Consider the following 15,991-nt stretch of genomic DNA (forward strand, 5'->3'; position numbering starts at 1 on the left):
GGGGAAACCACGATAAGGCGGGGGCGCCGGTCCAACAGGATCGGCGCCCCTTAAGTTTTTGGCCCGAAGCGTGATTTTCAGGTCAACCTGTTGAACCGCGATCTGGCTGCACGACGATCCTCGTGTGGCCGGAGACCTTCCGCCAGCTGCGAAGGCGGATTGATGCTTCCCCCGGTGATAAAAGCCAAGGTGGATGTCAAGGTCTTGGCATCATTGTCAAAGTCGCCATGATGCCGGGCAGCGCTGTCGGAACCGGGTGCCAGATGCCATTCCCGCTTTCCTGGCTTCCAAAATGACTTGGGGATAATGGCCGCGTCACGCGCCAGCCCCAACAATGGCTCGCCTTGCTGTCGGCCCGGGATTCTGGCCTTTTTCTCAAAAGCGTGGCTGACCAGATACAATAGCGATTTGCGATAGATATTGGCGCAGTCGTCATCCTGTTCCGTTGCATCATCCAACGTATACAGCCGGAAACACTCAATCTTCCCGTCGTCAAGCAGTGGTTTATAGGTGGTGTTGAACAGTTCCATGGTGCAGGCGGGAGCCCACAGGGTCAAACTGCTGATCGGGACACCCTTACGTGCGAGACGTTCCGCAAGCGGCGCGAGGAAGATGGACCCTGCGCTGTGGCCAACCAGATGCACTTCATCGATCAGTTTCTTCTTGGTCACCAGCCAATCAAGGTGATCTGCAACCAGCTGCGCAGCGCCATGTGCGTCGTCGGTCGCGCGGGTCGCATTTTCCTTCATCTCATCCCATAGCAACTTTCCGCCAAGTTGCCGGGCCACGACCTCCAGCATGCCGTCAAACCGGTCGAAGAGGAAATCCTTCGCGACATCAAGTATGCCTTCGTCCCGCCGATGGCGAGCACCGTCTTCAAGCATGTATTTGATGGTACGCCAGATGTCCGACCGCCAGATAAATGACAGTGGATAGGTTTCCGCCGTCAGCGCTGGCGCAATCAGGCCTGAAATGGTCTGCAAGGCACTGTCCTGGGACACCAGACCGCCATGTGCATGCAAAACCAGCCGTTTCGTTGTCCATCCCTCCATCGTTTGAGGGACTTGTTCCCGAAGCAGTCGTTTCAGCCGATCCTCTGTCATGCCGTAGGTGCCCTTATCATCAAGCACACCATTGTTTTTCGATGTGACGACGTGGGGACGCAAATCGGCGTAAACCTGATTCTGATAGCTGCGCGGCGCGGTCGATCGCATGGTCGCAGTCGAAACCGCAGAGGTGATATCAACGGGGGCCCCCAACGCGGCGACCCAGACATCCATGCCGTTGGCCAACCAGTCGGCATAAGAAAGCCGGGCCAGTCCGCCCTTTCCCCAATGCGGCCCCCAACTGTTCTGAATCCAGAAGCCTTGCCGATCATAGCCGACAATGGCGAAGGCATGACCGCCGATTGTGCCGGGTCGATATTCGATCTGTTCATCACCGGATCGAACCGCCTGCCAACCTTCGTGCACATTGGCTGTAGCGGACAGAATGCCAACCTCATTGATGGCGGCATGCATCGCGACAAGGTCGCGGTGATTAACCCGGAAATAGGCACCGAGCGGACGGTTCAGCGCGTCTGCAGATCGGGCGGTGTGGCTCTTTGGGTCCGGCTGCGATTGTTTCCAAAGATCAAAAGAACAAAGCCCGTGCTTAAACCAGCCCTTGATCGCACCACGCGCACTTGACCCTTCGTAGTCTTCTCCGGGCCATTCGTCGTACCGTTTGGCCATGGCGTAAAGCATCCACGGGCTGACCTGCGGGGCGCTCTTATCCCCCCCTCTGACACGAAGCAGGTAGTTCGCGACGGTGGCCAGGGCAAAACCTGTACAGGCCCCTTCTGTCCCCTGATCCAAGACCGGCAGCCCATATTTGCTAAACGCCACCAGATCAGAAACCGCCGGTACGCGGACCAGCGTTGGTGCGAACAGCTGGTCTCTGAAATCCACAACGTCCGGCAATGCGTCAAGAGACCTGTTTATCGACGCGTCTTCCTGCTTCTTCTTTCCCATGGTGCCCCTCGCTTTGATCCATAGTCAGGACCCTTGGCAATCCGATGGCGTCGGTTCAGGCATGGGTATTGTGCTGTGGCAAAGGGATCGACGCACCATCGGTAACCGGTCGGGCACGAAGTATTCCATCGCATTACAATAATGAGTAATGCAAATTTAAACCATTAATGCTCATTTGATATCTGCCTTATGCGCACCTAATAGGTTATATGATTGCCTATATCACGGTACTGGAACGACTTACCCTAACCATAAAACAGGCTGGCGCAGCGGGTAGTTGCGGATCAGTTCGGCGTCGGCGGGGTCGGGGTTCAGGCGCTGCCATAGGGCCAGATAATCCGGCCGCCCCAGGGCAAGGCCGCCGAACAGCAAGGCTGGCTGCCGCAGGGGCCAGCCGTCCCAGGCCTCCACATCCGGCGGCTTCGGCCAGCGCGATTTATCGGCGATGAACGGGGCCATGTAAGACAGGGCATCGGCGATGGAACCGCCGCCCGGCCCCTTGAGCCGCCAGAGGCCGCCATCGGGACCCGACAGGATATGGGCACAGGCCGCCAGCGCATCCAGATTGAACAGGCAATAGGCAAACGGCTTGGTCCGGGCCAGTTCCAGCGGTTGTGACCCGTCGGGTGCGATCTGTCCTGCGATCAGGGCCTTGAGACGGTCCAGCGCCTGCGCCCGTGCAACGGCCCGCCCCGTCAGGCGGGCGAATTCCGCGACCTGCAAGGCCCAGCAGGTGCCGTGATTGTTCTTCTGCTCCCGCTCCTCAATCCCGTTGGGCGATGTGGTCATCCAGGTCAGGTAGGCATCGAACCAGCCGATGACAGGATCATAGGACCCGCCATCGGGCCAGAGACGGCGCAGGATGGCGAGGGCGCGCGCCACCTCCACCAGATGCAGCGTGTCGATGACGCCGATGCCGCGCCCCGTATTGATGCCGATCACCGCCTGGGCATGGTTCAGATGCGGGGCCATGCGCGTCGCCGGGTCCACGAACCAGGCGCGCAGGTGGCGGTCGGCGGCATCAGCATAACGAATGTCGCCCGTCAGATCGAAGGCCGCCACCAGGGCCGGCACAATCCGGCTGAACCGGATCAGCGCGTCACGATGGGCTGTGAACTTGTCGGGGTTGGAGAAACCGTCACGGCGGATATAGGGGCCGCCGGGATTGGCCGGGTCCGGCCACCAGTAATCCCCCTCCGAATAATAGTCGTGCGGGCCGCCAGGGCTGCGCGGGGCGGGAGAGGCGGTGACGGTCACCGGGGCCTCATCCCGGAACGCGTCCGCCGCGCGCAGGACGCGGCCCCGTTCGATGGCCCTTAGGTCCAGGCCGCCACTCGGCACCGCCGCCGTGGCCGGCAAGGACCAGAGCAGACCCAGGCTCGCGCAGAAATCCCGCCGCCGCATCACCCCGCCCTATCGCCGCCTAGCCAGTTGATAATCATAGAGCGACGGGGCGTCGGTCACGGGGCTTCCCGTGCCCTCCAGATAGGGGGCAGGATTATAGCGGACCTGAATGGGGCGGTTGGCATGCAGGCCGACAACCCGTTCCCCCGGCCCTTCCAGACCGCTGGTGATGGTGACAGTGGCGGCGGCGGGGACACTGTCCGGCATCACTAGCCTGGCGTTCCAGACAGTGTTGTACAGGCCATGGCCCGGCTTCCAGTAAGAAGCACCGCCGCCGACCCACAACCGGTACTGCCATTCGCCCTTCTTCTGCGCCGGATCGACCCACATGCTGATCTGGTCGAACAGGTTCTGATGGTTTGATCCGCTATGCTGATCAATCACGGCGTCGCGCTTTACCTGCGCCCGCAGGAAGACGGCGCGGGTGGAGCGGGTATTGACCGACAGCGGATGGATCACGGGGTTTTCCACCACCAGATCCTTGACCAGCACATTATGCGCGGCCCCGACATGGACCGAATAATGGGCGCGGCGGTCGCCGCTGGTGACGATGTCCTCAATGGTCAGGCTGGCGGCATTGTCGGTCAGGATGCCGCTGTCGGACTTGTCTATGGTCAGATTGCGTATCCAGCCATCGAAGACGCCCGTCATATAGATGCCGTTATAGCCCTGTTCCAGATGATGGCCGAAGGACGGGCTTTCGGGGAATTGCAGGCGCAGATTCTGAATGCCGACATGGGTCAGGTGTTGCCACGCGCTGAGGATTGCCGGCTGATCGGCCCGCACATCATGCAGCAGCGGATCGCCCAGGGTCACGCGCCTGCCCTTGATCGCCACAATCTTTGTCGATTGCGCCACCACGGCCCGGTCGGGCGAAGTCCAATGATGGGAACCGATGGGCAGGTCGGTATCGCCATAGAGCGATTTCAGGATGGCGCTGTCCTTGCCCGCCGTCGCGAACCATTCCACGCGCAGCACATCCCCCACCTTCAGGCGCGATGTGTCATCCACGGTCAGGGTGCGGTCGAACTGCTTTCCCGCCACGCCCTTGGCCAGGGTCGGATCGCGCTTGTCAAAGGCGGGGTCATAGGAGGCGGGGCGGGTACGGTCCGGCCCGACAAAGATCATGCCGCCGCCCCAGCTATATTCGGAGAACAGATAGTTGATATTGTGCTCCGGCTGCACCTCGTACTTCTTCTCCTTGACCAGATATTGACGCAGCTCGTCAAAATCGTGGCTGTTGTCGATCAGTTTCAGGGGGCGGGGGAAGTATATCTCGCTGCCATCCGGCCCGTCGCCGGCACCGTCCAGAACGATGTCGGAACGGGTGATGCGCAGCACCTCGGTGATCTGGGTGCGGCCCTTGGGGAAACGCAGGGTTACCTTGCCGGCAACGGCGTTGGCAGCGTCCAGCGCCTTCAAGGTGGCCTTGGTGTCGTCCAGCCCATCATCAGGGATGACGCCGTAATCGGTAACATTGACGATGGTGCCGGTATCGGTGGGAATGGCACCCAGTCCGAAACCGTAACCGGCATAGGAGAAATCGGGCAGAGGGTTGGCCGCCCGCACCGCCTTGTCCGACAGGATTTTCGGTAGGTCGGCGGCCGTGGCCGTCAGGGCGGTGGTGGACAGCGCGAGAGCCAGCCAGAGGCGCGTCATATCGGGGTTCCCTGTTGTCAGCGTGGAGCCACCTACCATCCCGGATTTCGCCGGGATGGTAGGTCCGGTCACGAAAGGACCCGTCAGCCCCCGAATTTCGCCCGCAGGCCCAGCGAGAAGCGGCGTTCGGAGATAGCGTAGCTGTTCAGCGCGGTTTCATCGAAATTGCTGTATTCCGAGGTGGCCGACTTCTTGGGCAGCAGGTTCTGGGCATTGAACGACACGGAAATCCCCTCCGTGATGTCGTACCCGACCTGTGCGTCCAGCTGTGAGCGGGCACCGATGAAGCTGGGGCGGCCTTCGGAGAATTCGAAGACCGCTTCGTCGCGGTAATTATAGGCAACGCGGGCCGAGAAGGGGCCCTTCTCGTACAGGCCGATCAGGTTGTAGCTGTTCTTGGACACCGCGACGAGCGGGAAGCCGGCATTATCCTCGCTGTCGGAATAGGTATAGTTGGCGATGACACCCAGCCCGTCGAACGGTTCGGGCAGGAAATCGAAGAACTGCTGAATACCGACCTCGAAGCCCTTGATTTTGGCGCTGGCCAGATTTTCAGGGCGGGAGAAGGTCAGCTCGCGGCCCTGCGGGTCCAGGTTGGTATCCGTGCCCGTCGTCACAAAGCTGGCGATGAAATCATCGACATCCTTGTAGAAGATGGCGCCGGAGATCAGCGAGCTTTTGCCATGGTAATATTCAAAGCTGATATCGCCCTGGGTAGAGACAGGCGGCTTCAGATCGGCATTGCCGCCCGTGACCGACAGGTTGGTGGCGTTGAAGAAAGTGGACGGTGCCAGATCGGCGATGGAGGCGCGCTGCATCGTCTGTGACGCGCCCAGGCGGATCAGGAAATCGTCGGTAACGTTGAAGGCGATATTCGCCGAGGGCAGGATGTTCGTATACTCGTTCTTGTCGGTGACCAGCGTGCTGGTCGCGCCGATATTCAGGAACGTATCCACCGACAGACGGGTACGCGCCACGCGCACGCCGGCATTGGCGCGGAACGGGATCTCCCCGATCTCCCCCTGCCCCGCCACCATCAGGTAACCGGCCAGCGTCTTCTCGCTGAACGTATAGTCACGCTGATTGTTGGGCAGCAGGGTGGAACGGTCGCTGCTGTTGGGGTTGGGCTGTGCGGCCTGCGCGCGGGTGAAGACATAGTCGAAGGTGGGGGCCGTCGACAGGAAGCTGCGCGGGAAATTGCCCGGAATGTCGGGCAGGAAATTCTTAGCGTCGATCACCGTCAGATAGGGCTCCAGCTCCGCCCGCGTCGGTGTCACTTGGCTGCGATAGGCGTTGGAGCGGGCACCCAGATCGGTGTAGCGGGCACCACCGGAGAAGGTGATGCCGCCGTCGGTCTCATAGCTGACATCCAGCTTGCCCGTCCATTCATCCAACACACCCAGCAGCCGGTTCGACCGCACGCCGTTGGTGGCGGGGTTATAGGAGGCGTAGTTGGTGGGGTTGAAGGTGCCGCCCAAGGCCAGGGACGGGACGGTCACATCGCGGAAATCGAAAGTGCCGGGAACGGCGGCGGTGGCCTGCAAGGTGATGATCTGAATGGTCTGATCAATGGTGCCCTTGCTGTAGTAGCCATCAGCCTCCACCGTCAGGCCATCATCCTCATACTTACCATTCAGGCCGTAGAGGAAGCTTTCCGTCGGTTCATTGCGGATCTGGCCCGCCGTGGTGACCGTGCCATTGGCGGTGCCGGCCACCACCATGTTGTTCTCCGTCACGCGGTTGGTGACGGGATTGCTGGTGGTGGGCAGGCGGAAGCTGAAGAAATCCTGATGCCGGCCGGTCACCAGCTTGGAATAGAGGGCGTCGGCGGTGATGGTCAGTTCGGGCGTCGCCTCAAACTGGATGGCACCGTTCAGGCCGGTGCGCGACCGGTCGACCACGAAATTCTCATACTGCATCAGCACGGGCGTCTGGTTGACGCCGGCATTGGTGCCCGTATAGGTGCGGTTCAGGAAATTGTTGCGCTCGAACGCCTGGGTGGTCGAGGTGCGCTTCTGATATTCACCCGCCAGCATCACGCCGATGCGGCCATCGGCGAACTTCGTGGTGCCGAAGCCAGTGAAGGCCGGCTCCACCTTGTCCGTGACCTGGGAATAGACGCCCTGGGCCTGGAAGGAGAAGGTGGGCTTCTTGAAGCTCAAGGGCTTGGGCGTCGTCAGGTTGACGGTGCCGCCCAGACCACCTTCGGCCTGGGCGGCCAGGGGTGACTTATAGACAGCCAGCTTGCCGAACAGGCTGGACGGCACGGCATCCAGACCGGACGAGCGGCCCAGCTGATCATTTTCGGGCGGGGACAGGCGCGCGGACCAGCCCAGCAAGGTGCGGCCATCCACCTCCACCCGCACCTGCTGCAACCCGCGCACGGAAACCGACTGGCCTTCGCCGAAAACACGGGTGATCTGCACGCCCGTGACGCGCTGCAACGCCTCCGCCACATTAACGTCGGGCAGCTTGCCCACGTCGCTGGCGGTAATCACGTCCATCACCTGCGGCGCGTCACGCTTGATATCGGCGGCCTGTTCCAGGGAGGCGCGAAGGCCGGTCACGATGATCTCTTCCAGCACCGCCGGTTCGCTGGCGGTATTGCCGGCGCTATTCTGCGCCAATGCCGGTGACAGCGACAGGGCGGCAACCGAGACGCCGCCAGCCAACGCGCATGCACCACGAACAGCCCAACTGGCCATGATCTTGTCCCTCCCATGTTGCGCGGCACCGTTCCGCTTCGGCGTGAAGCGGTGCCGTCTTTTCTTTGCTGATGGATCCCCAGGGGGCCTTGTGGCCATTTCCCCCAATTGCTTTTACCTCGGCCCTGGGGAACCGATGAAGGCATGATGCGGCGGGTGGTCCGGCCTGTCAACAAATTCGTATGACAACTTTGGCATGACCAGAGACCTGTTACCGATAGGCAACGCATGGGCTTGGTCAGATGCGCCGGGCGCATCAGAAACAGCTGGTCATATAAATAATGCAGTGCGGGGGCGGTTACCGGCCCGTGACCATGAAATCCACCTTTTCCGCCGCGGCATGGCGGTCCCAGGCGGCGCGGTCGGTGAAGGCACCCTGCCCCTGGCTCCAGGCAGAGCCGGAATAATAGACAAAGGGCTGGCCCGGCGTGACGCGCAGCAGGACCAGATGATTGTCCGCGTCCTGGCGCACCTCCACGATCATGGCGGGATCGATGCGCAATGCCACCGCCATGCGCCCATGGTCGGGATTGTCCGGCCCCCACCAGGAGATCAGGCCAGTTGCCTTGTCCACCGTCAGGTCACCGCCCGTCCCCGTCACCTTCTTTCCGATCCCGATCCCCACGATCAGCGGGTCGGACCGGTCGGAGGACAGGGTGGAGACCATGCGCGTGAAATGCGTGCCCAGCGGCAGTGTGAAACGCCGCGTCTCCCACACCTTGCGGTCGATATCCACGGGCCAGGGGGCGTAATCCACCTCAAAATCCGCGACATCCGGCCCGTTCTTCAGGATGCGGTACGTCTTGTAATTGCGCGACGTCCACAGCTTGTTGTCATGCCAGATGCCAAGGCCGCCGGCCCCGCGCCCCTGCCCGACATTGTAGAAATCCATGCCCTCGCCCAGGTCATTATGATAGTCGCGGGTGCGCAGCTGCCGGTCCATATAGGGCCAGACCACCTTCTTGCCCCAACTGTCGATACCAGACCCCGACGGCGGCTCCGCCGCCTCCAGCGCATGGCCATAGATGCGGTGGGCGGTCTTGTCATTTTCCCACATCAGATCATCATAGCGATAATCGGCCAGGGTGACGGCGGCGCGCGGGGAACGGTCGGTCGGCTGCGGCAGGGTGGCTTTATCCTGCGCCAGGGAGGTCCCGGTGGTCAGAGTGGACAGCAGCAGGGCCGCAAGTGCAGCGCGACGGTTCCAATACATATGACAACCTCCCATTATCCGGCATCTGACCGGTCGACCATTGCTTCGGTCGGTGTTACATTAGAAGTAACCGGCGGAGAGTGATATGACAAGTAGGGTTGGCCCCATGCGACAAGCGGATATGGGCGGCGGTGCAGACGAATCGGGACGCGGAACTTCCCTGACCGATGATCTGTTCGTGAAGCTGGAAGCGCAGATCCGGTCAGGACAATTGCCGCCCGGCAGCCGCCTGCCCACCCAGAAGGAAATCGCCGAGACCGAGAATGTCAGCCGCACCGTCGTGCGTGAGGCGGTGGCACGGCTGACGGCACAGGGGCTGGCCGTGTCGCGCCAGGGGTCGGGCATGTATGTGGCCGACACCGCCGAATACCGCGCCTTCCAGATCACCAAGGATGAGCTGCACGAACTGGCTGATATCGTGAAGCTGCTGGAGATGCGCCTGGGTGTGGAGACGGAGATGGCGGGTCTGGCCGCCGCCCGCCGCACCACCGCCGATATCGGCACCATCCAGGACGCGTTGCAGGCCATGCGCGATCTGCGCGGCGACCCCGTGGCCGCCGCCAAGGCCGATACGGCCTTTCACCTCGCCATCGCGCGGGCCACGCAGAATGATTATTACGCCCGCTTTGTGGAGTTCCTGGGCCTGCGTCTGGTCCCGCCGCGCAACCTCTATCTGCGTGACCAGCCGGAAGAGGCGCACCGCGCCTATGCCGAGAAGGTGCATGGGGAGCATGAGGCCATCCTGGATGCCATCGTCCGCATGGACCCGGCCCGCGCCCGCGAGGCGGCCCGCCATCATATGCAGGAAAGCCTGACGCGGCATTCGATGTTGAGCGCGGCAGCGCGCGGCAAAGCTCGGTAACGCGGCCGGCTTTGGCCTGACCAGTCGCGCTTGACGGCAGACCGCAAAGTTGTATGATAACTTTCAAGCGGCAGAAGTCCGCATCGGGGAGGTATCATGCAATACGCTGTTCCGCCGGGGATCTGCATTCCCGCGCCATCCACCCATCCCGCGCCCGGCCCCCGGAATTCCCGGTCATGAGCGGCGGACGCGATGAGATTGTCGCCCATGCCGCTGGTACCGCCAGCCGCTATCGCTGGGTGATCTGCGGCCTGCTGTTCGCGGCCACCGCCATCAATTATGTCGACCGGCAGATGATCGGCGTGTTGAAGCCGGTGCTGCAGGTGGATCTGGGCTGGACGGAGGCGGAATATGCCGACATCGTTTTCTGGTTCCAGGCCGCCTATGCCATCGGCTTTCTGGGCATGGGGCGCTTCATCGATGTGATCGGCGCCCGCTTCGGCTATGCCATCGCCTTCTTCTTCTGGACACTGGCCCATTGCGCCCATGGCATGGCGCACAGCGTCACACAGTTCGCCATGGTGCGTTTCGCGCTGGGCATCGGGGAATCGGGTAATTTCCCGGCGGGCCTGAAGGCCGTCAGCGAATGGTTCCCGCAGCGTGAACGCGCCTTTGCCACCGGCATCTTCAATGCCGGGGCCAATGTCGGCGCCATCATCACACCGTTGCTGATCCCGGCCCTGACATTGGCCTATGGCTGGCGTGCGGCCTTTGTCATTACCGGCCTGTTCAGCCTTGTCTGGCTGGTGGCGTGGCTGACGCTCTACCGTTCGCCGGACAAGCATCCGCGTGTCAACGCGCAGGAACTGGCCCTGATCCGCAGCGATCCGGTGCCGGTGGTGGAGCGCATGCCGTGGCGGCGGCTGTTCCTGGTGCGGGAGACCTGGGCCTATGCGGTACCGAAATTCCTGACCGACCCCATCTGGTGGATGTTCCTGTTCTGGTTGCCGGATTTCCTGGGCCGCCGCTATGGGCTGGACCTGAAAAGCTTCGGGCCGCCGCTGGTGGCGATCTATCTTCTGTCGGATGTCGGCAGCGTGGCCGGCGGCTGGGCGTCCTCGCGCATGATCCGGGCGGGCTTCACGCCCAACCGGGCGCGCAAGCTGACCATGCTGTTTTGCGCCGCAATCATCCTGCCCATCGTCTTTGTGCAGCATGTCGATAATCTGTGGCTGGCCGTGCTGCTGATCGGGCTGGCGACGGCGGGGCATCAGGCCTTTTCGGCCAATCTGCTGACCCTGCCGTCGGACCTGTTCCCACGCGCGGCGGTCGGGTCGGTGGTGGGGATCGGCGGGACGGCGGGGGCCATTGGTGGCATGCTGATCGCCAAGTTTGTCGGCTATATTCTGGGGGCCACCGGTTCCTATGCCCTGATCTTCACCGTGGCGGGTACCGCCTATCTGTTCGCCCTGGCCGCCCTGCATCTGTTGAGTCCGCGCCTGAGCGCTGTCATTCCCCCGTCCAAGGAAGCCCCATGAAGACGCCCCGCAGCCTTACCCTTCTTGCAATGGCCCCGTTGTTGGCCGCCCTGCCCGCGACCGCCCCGGCACAGGATGCGCCCAAGGCAACGTCCACGGCACCGGCGGCGAAGGCGGCCATCGACAGCGCCGTGAAACTGGCGCGGTGGCAACTGGCGCGCATGGCCGATACCAGCCATATCCCCCGCGCCACCGGCGGCACACGCAATCCGCGCGGCTGGGAACAGGCCGTGTTCTGGGTGGGCATGACGGAACTGGCCGATGCCGGCGCGCCGCCCGATATCGCCAAGGCCATCATGGATATGGGGACGAAAAATGGCTGGACGCTGGCCGACCGCCCCTATCACGCCGATGACCACACGATCGGGCAGGCCTATCTCTGGGCCGCCAAGCATGGCGCGAACCCGGCGGTGATCAATCCTTCGCGCAAGGTGTTTGATTTCGTGCTGGCCAACCCGGTGCGGGTGAACCTGGCCTTTTATGTGCCACCCACGGGGTACAATGATGCCGAGTGCCTGAAGCGCTGGTGCTGGTGCGATGCGCTGTTCATGTCGCCGCCGGCCTTTATCGAGATGTCGCGGCAGACGGGGGATAGCCGTTATCGCGATTTCGCGCTGGCCGAATTCTGGGCTACCACCGATTTCCTCTATGATCCGGCGGAAAGCCTTTATTACCGCGACAGCCGCTTCTTCGAACGGCGCGATGACAAGCAGCGCAAGATGTTCTGGAGCCGGGGCAATGGCTGGGTCCTGTCGGGCATGGCGCGGACCATCCCGCTGCTGGAACCGGGCAGCCCGGATCGGATGCGGATGGAAGCCCTGTTCAAGGAAATGGCCGTCAAGATCAAAGCCACGCAGAAGCCGGATGGATATTGGCCGCCCTCGCTGCTGGCCCCTGAAAATTCCCCGGCGGAAAGCAGCGGTACGGCCTTCTACACCCATGCCATCGCCTGGGGGATCAATGCCGGTCTGCTGGACCGTGCCGCCTATGAGCCCGTGGCGCGGCGCGGCTGGGACGCGCTGACCCGCTCCATCCAGCCTGACGGACGCCTGGGCTGGGTGCAGCAGGTCAGCGACCGGCCGGAACAGGTGGAACCCCAGGATACGCAATATTACGGCGTCGGTGCCTTCCTGTTGGCGGCATCCGCCATCGCGAAGCTCTGAGGCCGCCCCACACGCTGTAAAGCGGAGGCGATTTTGTTCGAAAAGACCTTCCACGCGACGCATCCCGCCATGATGGCGGGGGCGTCGAACGGGGACCTGCGCGACCGCTATCTGGTCACCGGCCTGTTCCGGGCAGGCGAGCTGGTGCTGACCTATTCCCATGGGGAACGGTTCATCATCGGCGGGGCCGTGCCCGCCGGCCGGCCCCTCACCCTGCCCCCGCACAGCGAACCGGACAGCGCGGCGGGCCGACCGCTACTGTCGCGCCGCGAAATGGGGGTGGTGAATATCGGGGCGGGGACCGGCAGCATCACCGTCGATGACCAGCGCTTTGAGATGGGCCCGCGCGACGCACTGTATATTCCCATGGGCAGCGCTGACGTGCGATTTGAGGGGGATGGTGCGCGGTTTTACCTGTTGAGCGTCCCGGCGCACCGGGCGTGTGCCTTGCATAAGCTGAGCTTGGCCGACATCACGCCGATGCGGCGCGGGTCCTTAGAGACCGGCAATGACCGCAGCATTTTCCAGCTGATCCTGCCCCATACCTGCGCCAGCGCCTCGCTCTGCATGGGGATGACGATCCTGGAACCGGGCAGTGTCTGGAACACCATGCCGCCGCATGTGCATGAGCGGCGGTCAGAGATCTATCTCTATTTCGATCTGGGCGCGGATGACCGCGTCTTCCACTATATGGGCCACCCGGACCAGTTGCGGCACATGGTGATGGGCAATGAGGAGGTGGTGATCTCCCCGCCCTGGTCGGTGCATATGGGCTGCGGCACCCGCGCCTACAGCTTCATCTGGGCCATGGCGGGGGAGAACCTGGATTATAACGACATGGATGTGAAGGATATCTGCCAGCTGTGCTGAGGGGGGGCTTAACGCCCCCGCGCGTGACGAATGCCCCGCTCCAGCCCGCGCAGTTCGGCCAGCCCGCGCATGCGGCCCAGAAGCGAGTAGCCGGGATTGGTGACCTTGTTCAGATCGTCCAGCATCTGGTGACCATGGTCGGGGCGCATCGGGATGCTGCGGTTCTGCGCATCAGAGACGTCACACAAGGCCGCCACGATGTCGGCCATGCCAGCATCGCCTTCAAGATGGGCCGCCTCATGGAAGGATTTGCCATCCGCTTCCCGCTGAACCGAACGCAGATGCACGAAACCGATGCGGTCGCCCAGGCGGCGGATGATGCCGGGCAGGTCATTGTCGGCGCGGGCACCAAAGGAACCGGCGCAGAAGCACAGGCCGTTGGCGGCACTGGGCACCTGCCGGAACAGGTTGGTCACATCCGCCTCCGTGCTGACCACGCGCGGCAGGCCGAAGATCGGGAAAGGCGGGTCATCCGGATGAACAACCAGCTGCACTCCCGCCGCCTCCGCTGCGGGGCACACTTCCTCCAGGAAGCGCACATGGTTACGGCGCAGGGTTTCTGCCCCGATATCGCGATAGGTGCCGATGGCGTCCAGGAACTGGGCAGAGGTGAAGCTTTCCTCGCTGCCCGGCAGGCCGGCAATGATGGTGCGCTCCAGCGCGCGGCGGTCCTCCGCCGACATCGCCTCATACAGTGCGCGGGCACGGGCGCGGACATCGGGGCCATAGTCAACCTCCGCCCCCGGCCGTTCCAGAATATACTGGTCGTAAGCCGCAACAGCGTCCCAGTCGAAGCGCAGGGCCAGCGCGCCGTCAGGCATGGCGAAGGACAGGTCGGTGCGCGTCCAGTCCAGCAGCGGCATGAAATTATAGGTCACGACCCGCACACCGCAGGCACCGAGATTGCGCAGGCTCTGCCGGTAGGCGTCGATCAGCCGATCCCAATCCGTGCTGGCGGTCTTGATCCCCTCATGCACGGGAACGCTTTCGACCACATCCCAGGTCAGGCCCGCCGCCTCGATCATCCGTTTGCGGGCCTGGATGGCGTCCACGGTCCAGACGGCCCCGTTCGGCAGTTCATGCAGGGCCGTGACGATGCCGGTGGCGCCGGCCTGGCGGATATCCACCAGCCGCACCGGATCGTTGGGGCCGAACCAGCGCATGGTCTGTGTCATCAACATGGTGCGATTCCCTGCTGCCGGCGCTTGTTGCCCAGAAAGGGGGTGGGCCGGTCTTGTGTCCGGATTGATTGAACACCATCGGGGCATGGATATTCAACAAAATTGGTAATTCCAATTTTGCGACACACGCCTGATCATTCCATCAATCTGCTTTCAGAAGCCTCGGGCATTCATTGTCATGAGCCGATATTATTGGCATTACCAATTTATCGCGCCAGTTATGATAGCGCTAACTTACGATGAATGGAAGCAAGACCTTCGCGACGCCGATCCCGGCGCCCTGGCGCCCCGGCGCCCCGGCGCGGGTTGAGCCATGAAAAAAGCCGGCGGTCGCCCCGCCGGCTTTTCCCGATCCAATGATCCAATACCGCTGGCTTAGTCGTCGCGGTGCGTGCGCTCCATGCGCTCATGCCGTTCCTGGGCTTCAAGGCTCATGGTGGCGATGGGGCGGGCTTCCAGACGGCGCACGCCGATCGGCTCCCCCGTCTCTTCGCAATAGCCGTATTCGCCGTCATGGATGCGCTGCAAGGCGCTGTCGATCTTGGAGATCAGCTTGCGCTCACGGTCGCGGGTTCGCAGTTCCAGCGCGCGATCCGTTTCCAGCGTGGCACGGTCGGCGATATCGGGTTCCTGCAACCCGCCATCCTCGTGCAGGCTGTTCAGCGTCTCGCTGCTTTCACGCAGCAGTTCCGCGCGCCATTGCAGCAATTTGTGCCGGAAGAAGGCCCGCATCAGCGGGTTCATATATTCCTCGTCCTCCGACGGGCGGTAATCGGCGGGGAGCAGAGGCAACGTATTAGACGACATCTGACTGGTCCGATCCTGGGCCTGGAAACGGCGCGGAGTATAGGGAGACAAGGCCCGGCCCGCAACAGGCGAACAGCATCGGCGCAAAACTTCTAATGCGCTGAAACCAAACAATTTACTGGGAAAGCAGCCCAATCCGCCATGCGGACGTATGCGTCCGCGATCACCCTTGCGGGGTCAGTTTCGCGATCTCCACCTGCGCCCTCAGGTCAATCTCGTCCAATACCTGCTGCAGCTCCGGATCATCCAGGTCGCCGATGCGGTTCTGCAGAACCCGCGACAATTCATGCAGCTTTTCCAGCGGGATGGTGCCCATCAGCAGGCCGAGACGGATTTCGTCCAGCCGGTCCAGGATATCCTCACCCCTGGCCTGCGCCTTGCGCTTCTTGCCGGACAGCGCGTCATCGACCTCTTGCAGGGCGAACAGCGGGTTGATGCCCGACAGGCTCTGCGAACCGGAGGATCGGGAAACGCCTTCATCCTCGTCCCCGCCCTGGATATGGCGTGCGAATTCGCCGCCACCGCTGCGTGTGGCTTTCTTCACCTGACCGGGACGGGCGGAGGAAGGACCCTCGATCTTCATGGCGCGGCTGGCTGCTTTCGCTTTTGAGCGGACCGGACGGTATTCGGACACCAG

Annotated in this window: 12 protein-coding genes; 4 read left to right on the forward strand and 8 right to left on the reverse strand. The window is 62.6% G+C overall.

The genetic code is table 11. The features are described 5' to 3' along the window. Nucleotides 1–77: 77 nt before the first annotated feature. From ABC729_RS22405 to ABC729_RS22425, 5 genes are all read right to left on the reverse strand, one after another. Nucleotides 78–2,012 (reverse strand): C1 family peptidase, encoded by a 1,935-nt coding sequence (locus ABC729_RS22405; RefSeq protein WP_495609830.1) that lies wholly within the window; start codon nucleotides 2,010–2,012, stop codon nucleotides 78–80. A 240-nt stretch (nucleotides 2,013–2,252) separates the two neighbouring features. After that, entirely contained in the window at nucleotides 2,253–3,416 is a 1,164-nt protein-coding gene (locus tag ABC729_RS22410; RefSeq protein ID WP_495609831.1) for an alginate lyase family protein, read from the reverse strand. A 9-nt stretch (nucleotides 3,417–3,425) separates the two neighbouring features. Next, nucleotides 3,426–5,075 carry a hypothetical protein gene (locus ABC729_RS22415; protein WP_495609832.1) on the reverse strand — a complete coding sequence of 550 codons (1,650 nt, stop codon included), beginning with the start codon at nucleotides 5,073–5,075 and terminating at the stop codon, nucleotides 3,426–3,428. An 83-nt stretch (nucleotides 5,076–5,158) separates the two neighbouring features. Then, nucleotides 5,159–7,780 carry a TonB-dependent receptor gene (locus tag ABC729_RS22420; RefSeq protein ID WP_495609833.1) on the reverse strand — a complete coding sequence of 874 codons (2,622 nt, stop codon included), beginning with the start codon at nucleotides 7,778–7,780 and terminating at the stop codon, nucleotides 5,159–5,161. A 298-nt stretch (nucleotides 7,781–8,078) separates the two neighbouring features. Continuing rightward, complete coding sequence (locus ABC729_RS22425) at nucleotides 8,079–8,993, reverse strand: DUF4861 family protein (protein WP_495609834.1); 915 nt, start codon at nucleotides 8,991–8,993, stop codon at nucleotides 8,079–8,081. A 106-nt stretch (nucleotides 8,994–9,099) separates the two neighbouring features. Here ABC729_RS22425 and ABC729_RS22430 point away from each other — a divergent pair, with 106 nt between their 5' ends. From ABC729_RS22430 to kduI, 4 genes are all read left to right on the forward strand, one after another. Beyond that, nucleotides 9,100–9,855, forward strand: coding sequence for a FadR/GntR family transcriptional regulator (locus tag ABC729_RS22430; RefSeq protein WP_495609835.1), 756 nt, complete (start codon nucleotides 9,100–9,102; stop codon nucleotides 9,853–9,855). 176 nt (nucleotides 9,856–10,031) lie between these two features. Continuing rightward, entirely contained in the window at nucleotides 10,032–11,333 is a 1,302-nt protein-coding gene (locus ABC729_RS22435; protein WP_495609836.1) for an MFS transporter, read from the forward strand. Further along, a complete protein-coding gene (locus ABC729_RS22440; protein ID WP_495609837.1) occupies nucleotides 11,330–12,496 on the forward strand; it encodes a glycoside hydrolase family 88/105 protein in 1,167 nt (388 codons plus the stop codon). Before ABC729_RS22435 ends, ABC729_RS22440 begins: the two co-directional genes overlap by 4 nt. Nucleotides 12,497–12,529: 33 nt before the next feature. Continuing rightward, nucleotides 12,530–13,366 carry a 5-dehydro-4-deoxy-D-glucuronate isomerase gene (kduI, locus tag ABC729_RS22445; RefSeq protein ID WP_495609838.1) on the forward strand — a complete coding sequence of 279 codons (837 nt, stop codon included), beginning with the start codon at nucleotides 12,530–12,532 and terminating at the stop codon, nucleotides 13,364–13,366. An 8-nt stretch (nucleotides 13,367–13,374) separates the two neighbouring features. On the opposite strand, the gene uxuA is transcribed toward kduI, so the two are convergent. The 3 genes from uxuA to ABC729_RS22460 all read right to left on the reverse strand — a co-directional run bounded on the left by uxuA (nucleotide 13,375) and on the right by ABC729_RS22460 (nucleotide 15,937). Continuing rightward, nucleotides 13,375–14,547: a mannonate dehydratase gene (gene uxuA, locus ABC729_RS22450; protein ID WP_495609839.1), complete on the reverse strand. Its 1,173-nt coding sequence runs from the start codon at nucleotides 14,545–14,547 to the stop codon at nucleotides 13,375–13,377. A gap of 375 nt (nucleotides 14,548–14,922) precedes the next feature. Next, entirely contained in the window at nucleotides 14,923–15,354 is a 432-nt protein-coding gene (gene dksA / locus ABC729_RS22455) for an RNA polymerase-binding protein DksA (protein WP_054167650.1), read from the reverse strand. 163 nt (nucleotides 15,355–15,517) lie between these two features. Further along, nucleotides 15,518–15,937, reverse strand: a complete 420-nt coding sequence (locus ABC729_RS22460; RefSeq protein ID WP_495609840.1) for a flagellar assembly protein FliX — start codon at nucleotides 15,935–15,937, stop codon at nucleotides 15,518–15,520. Nucleotides 15,938–15,991 lie beyond the last annotated feature (54 nt).

The sequence above is a fragment of the Niveispirillum sp. CC-CTL257 genome (genome assembly GCF_059489915.1).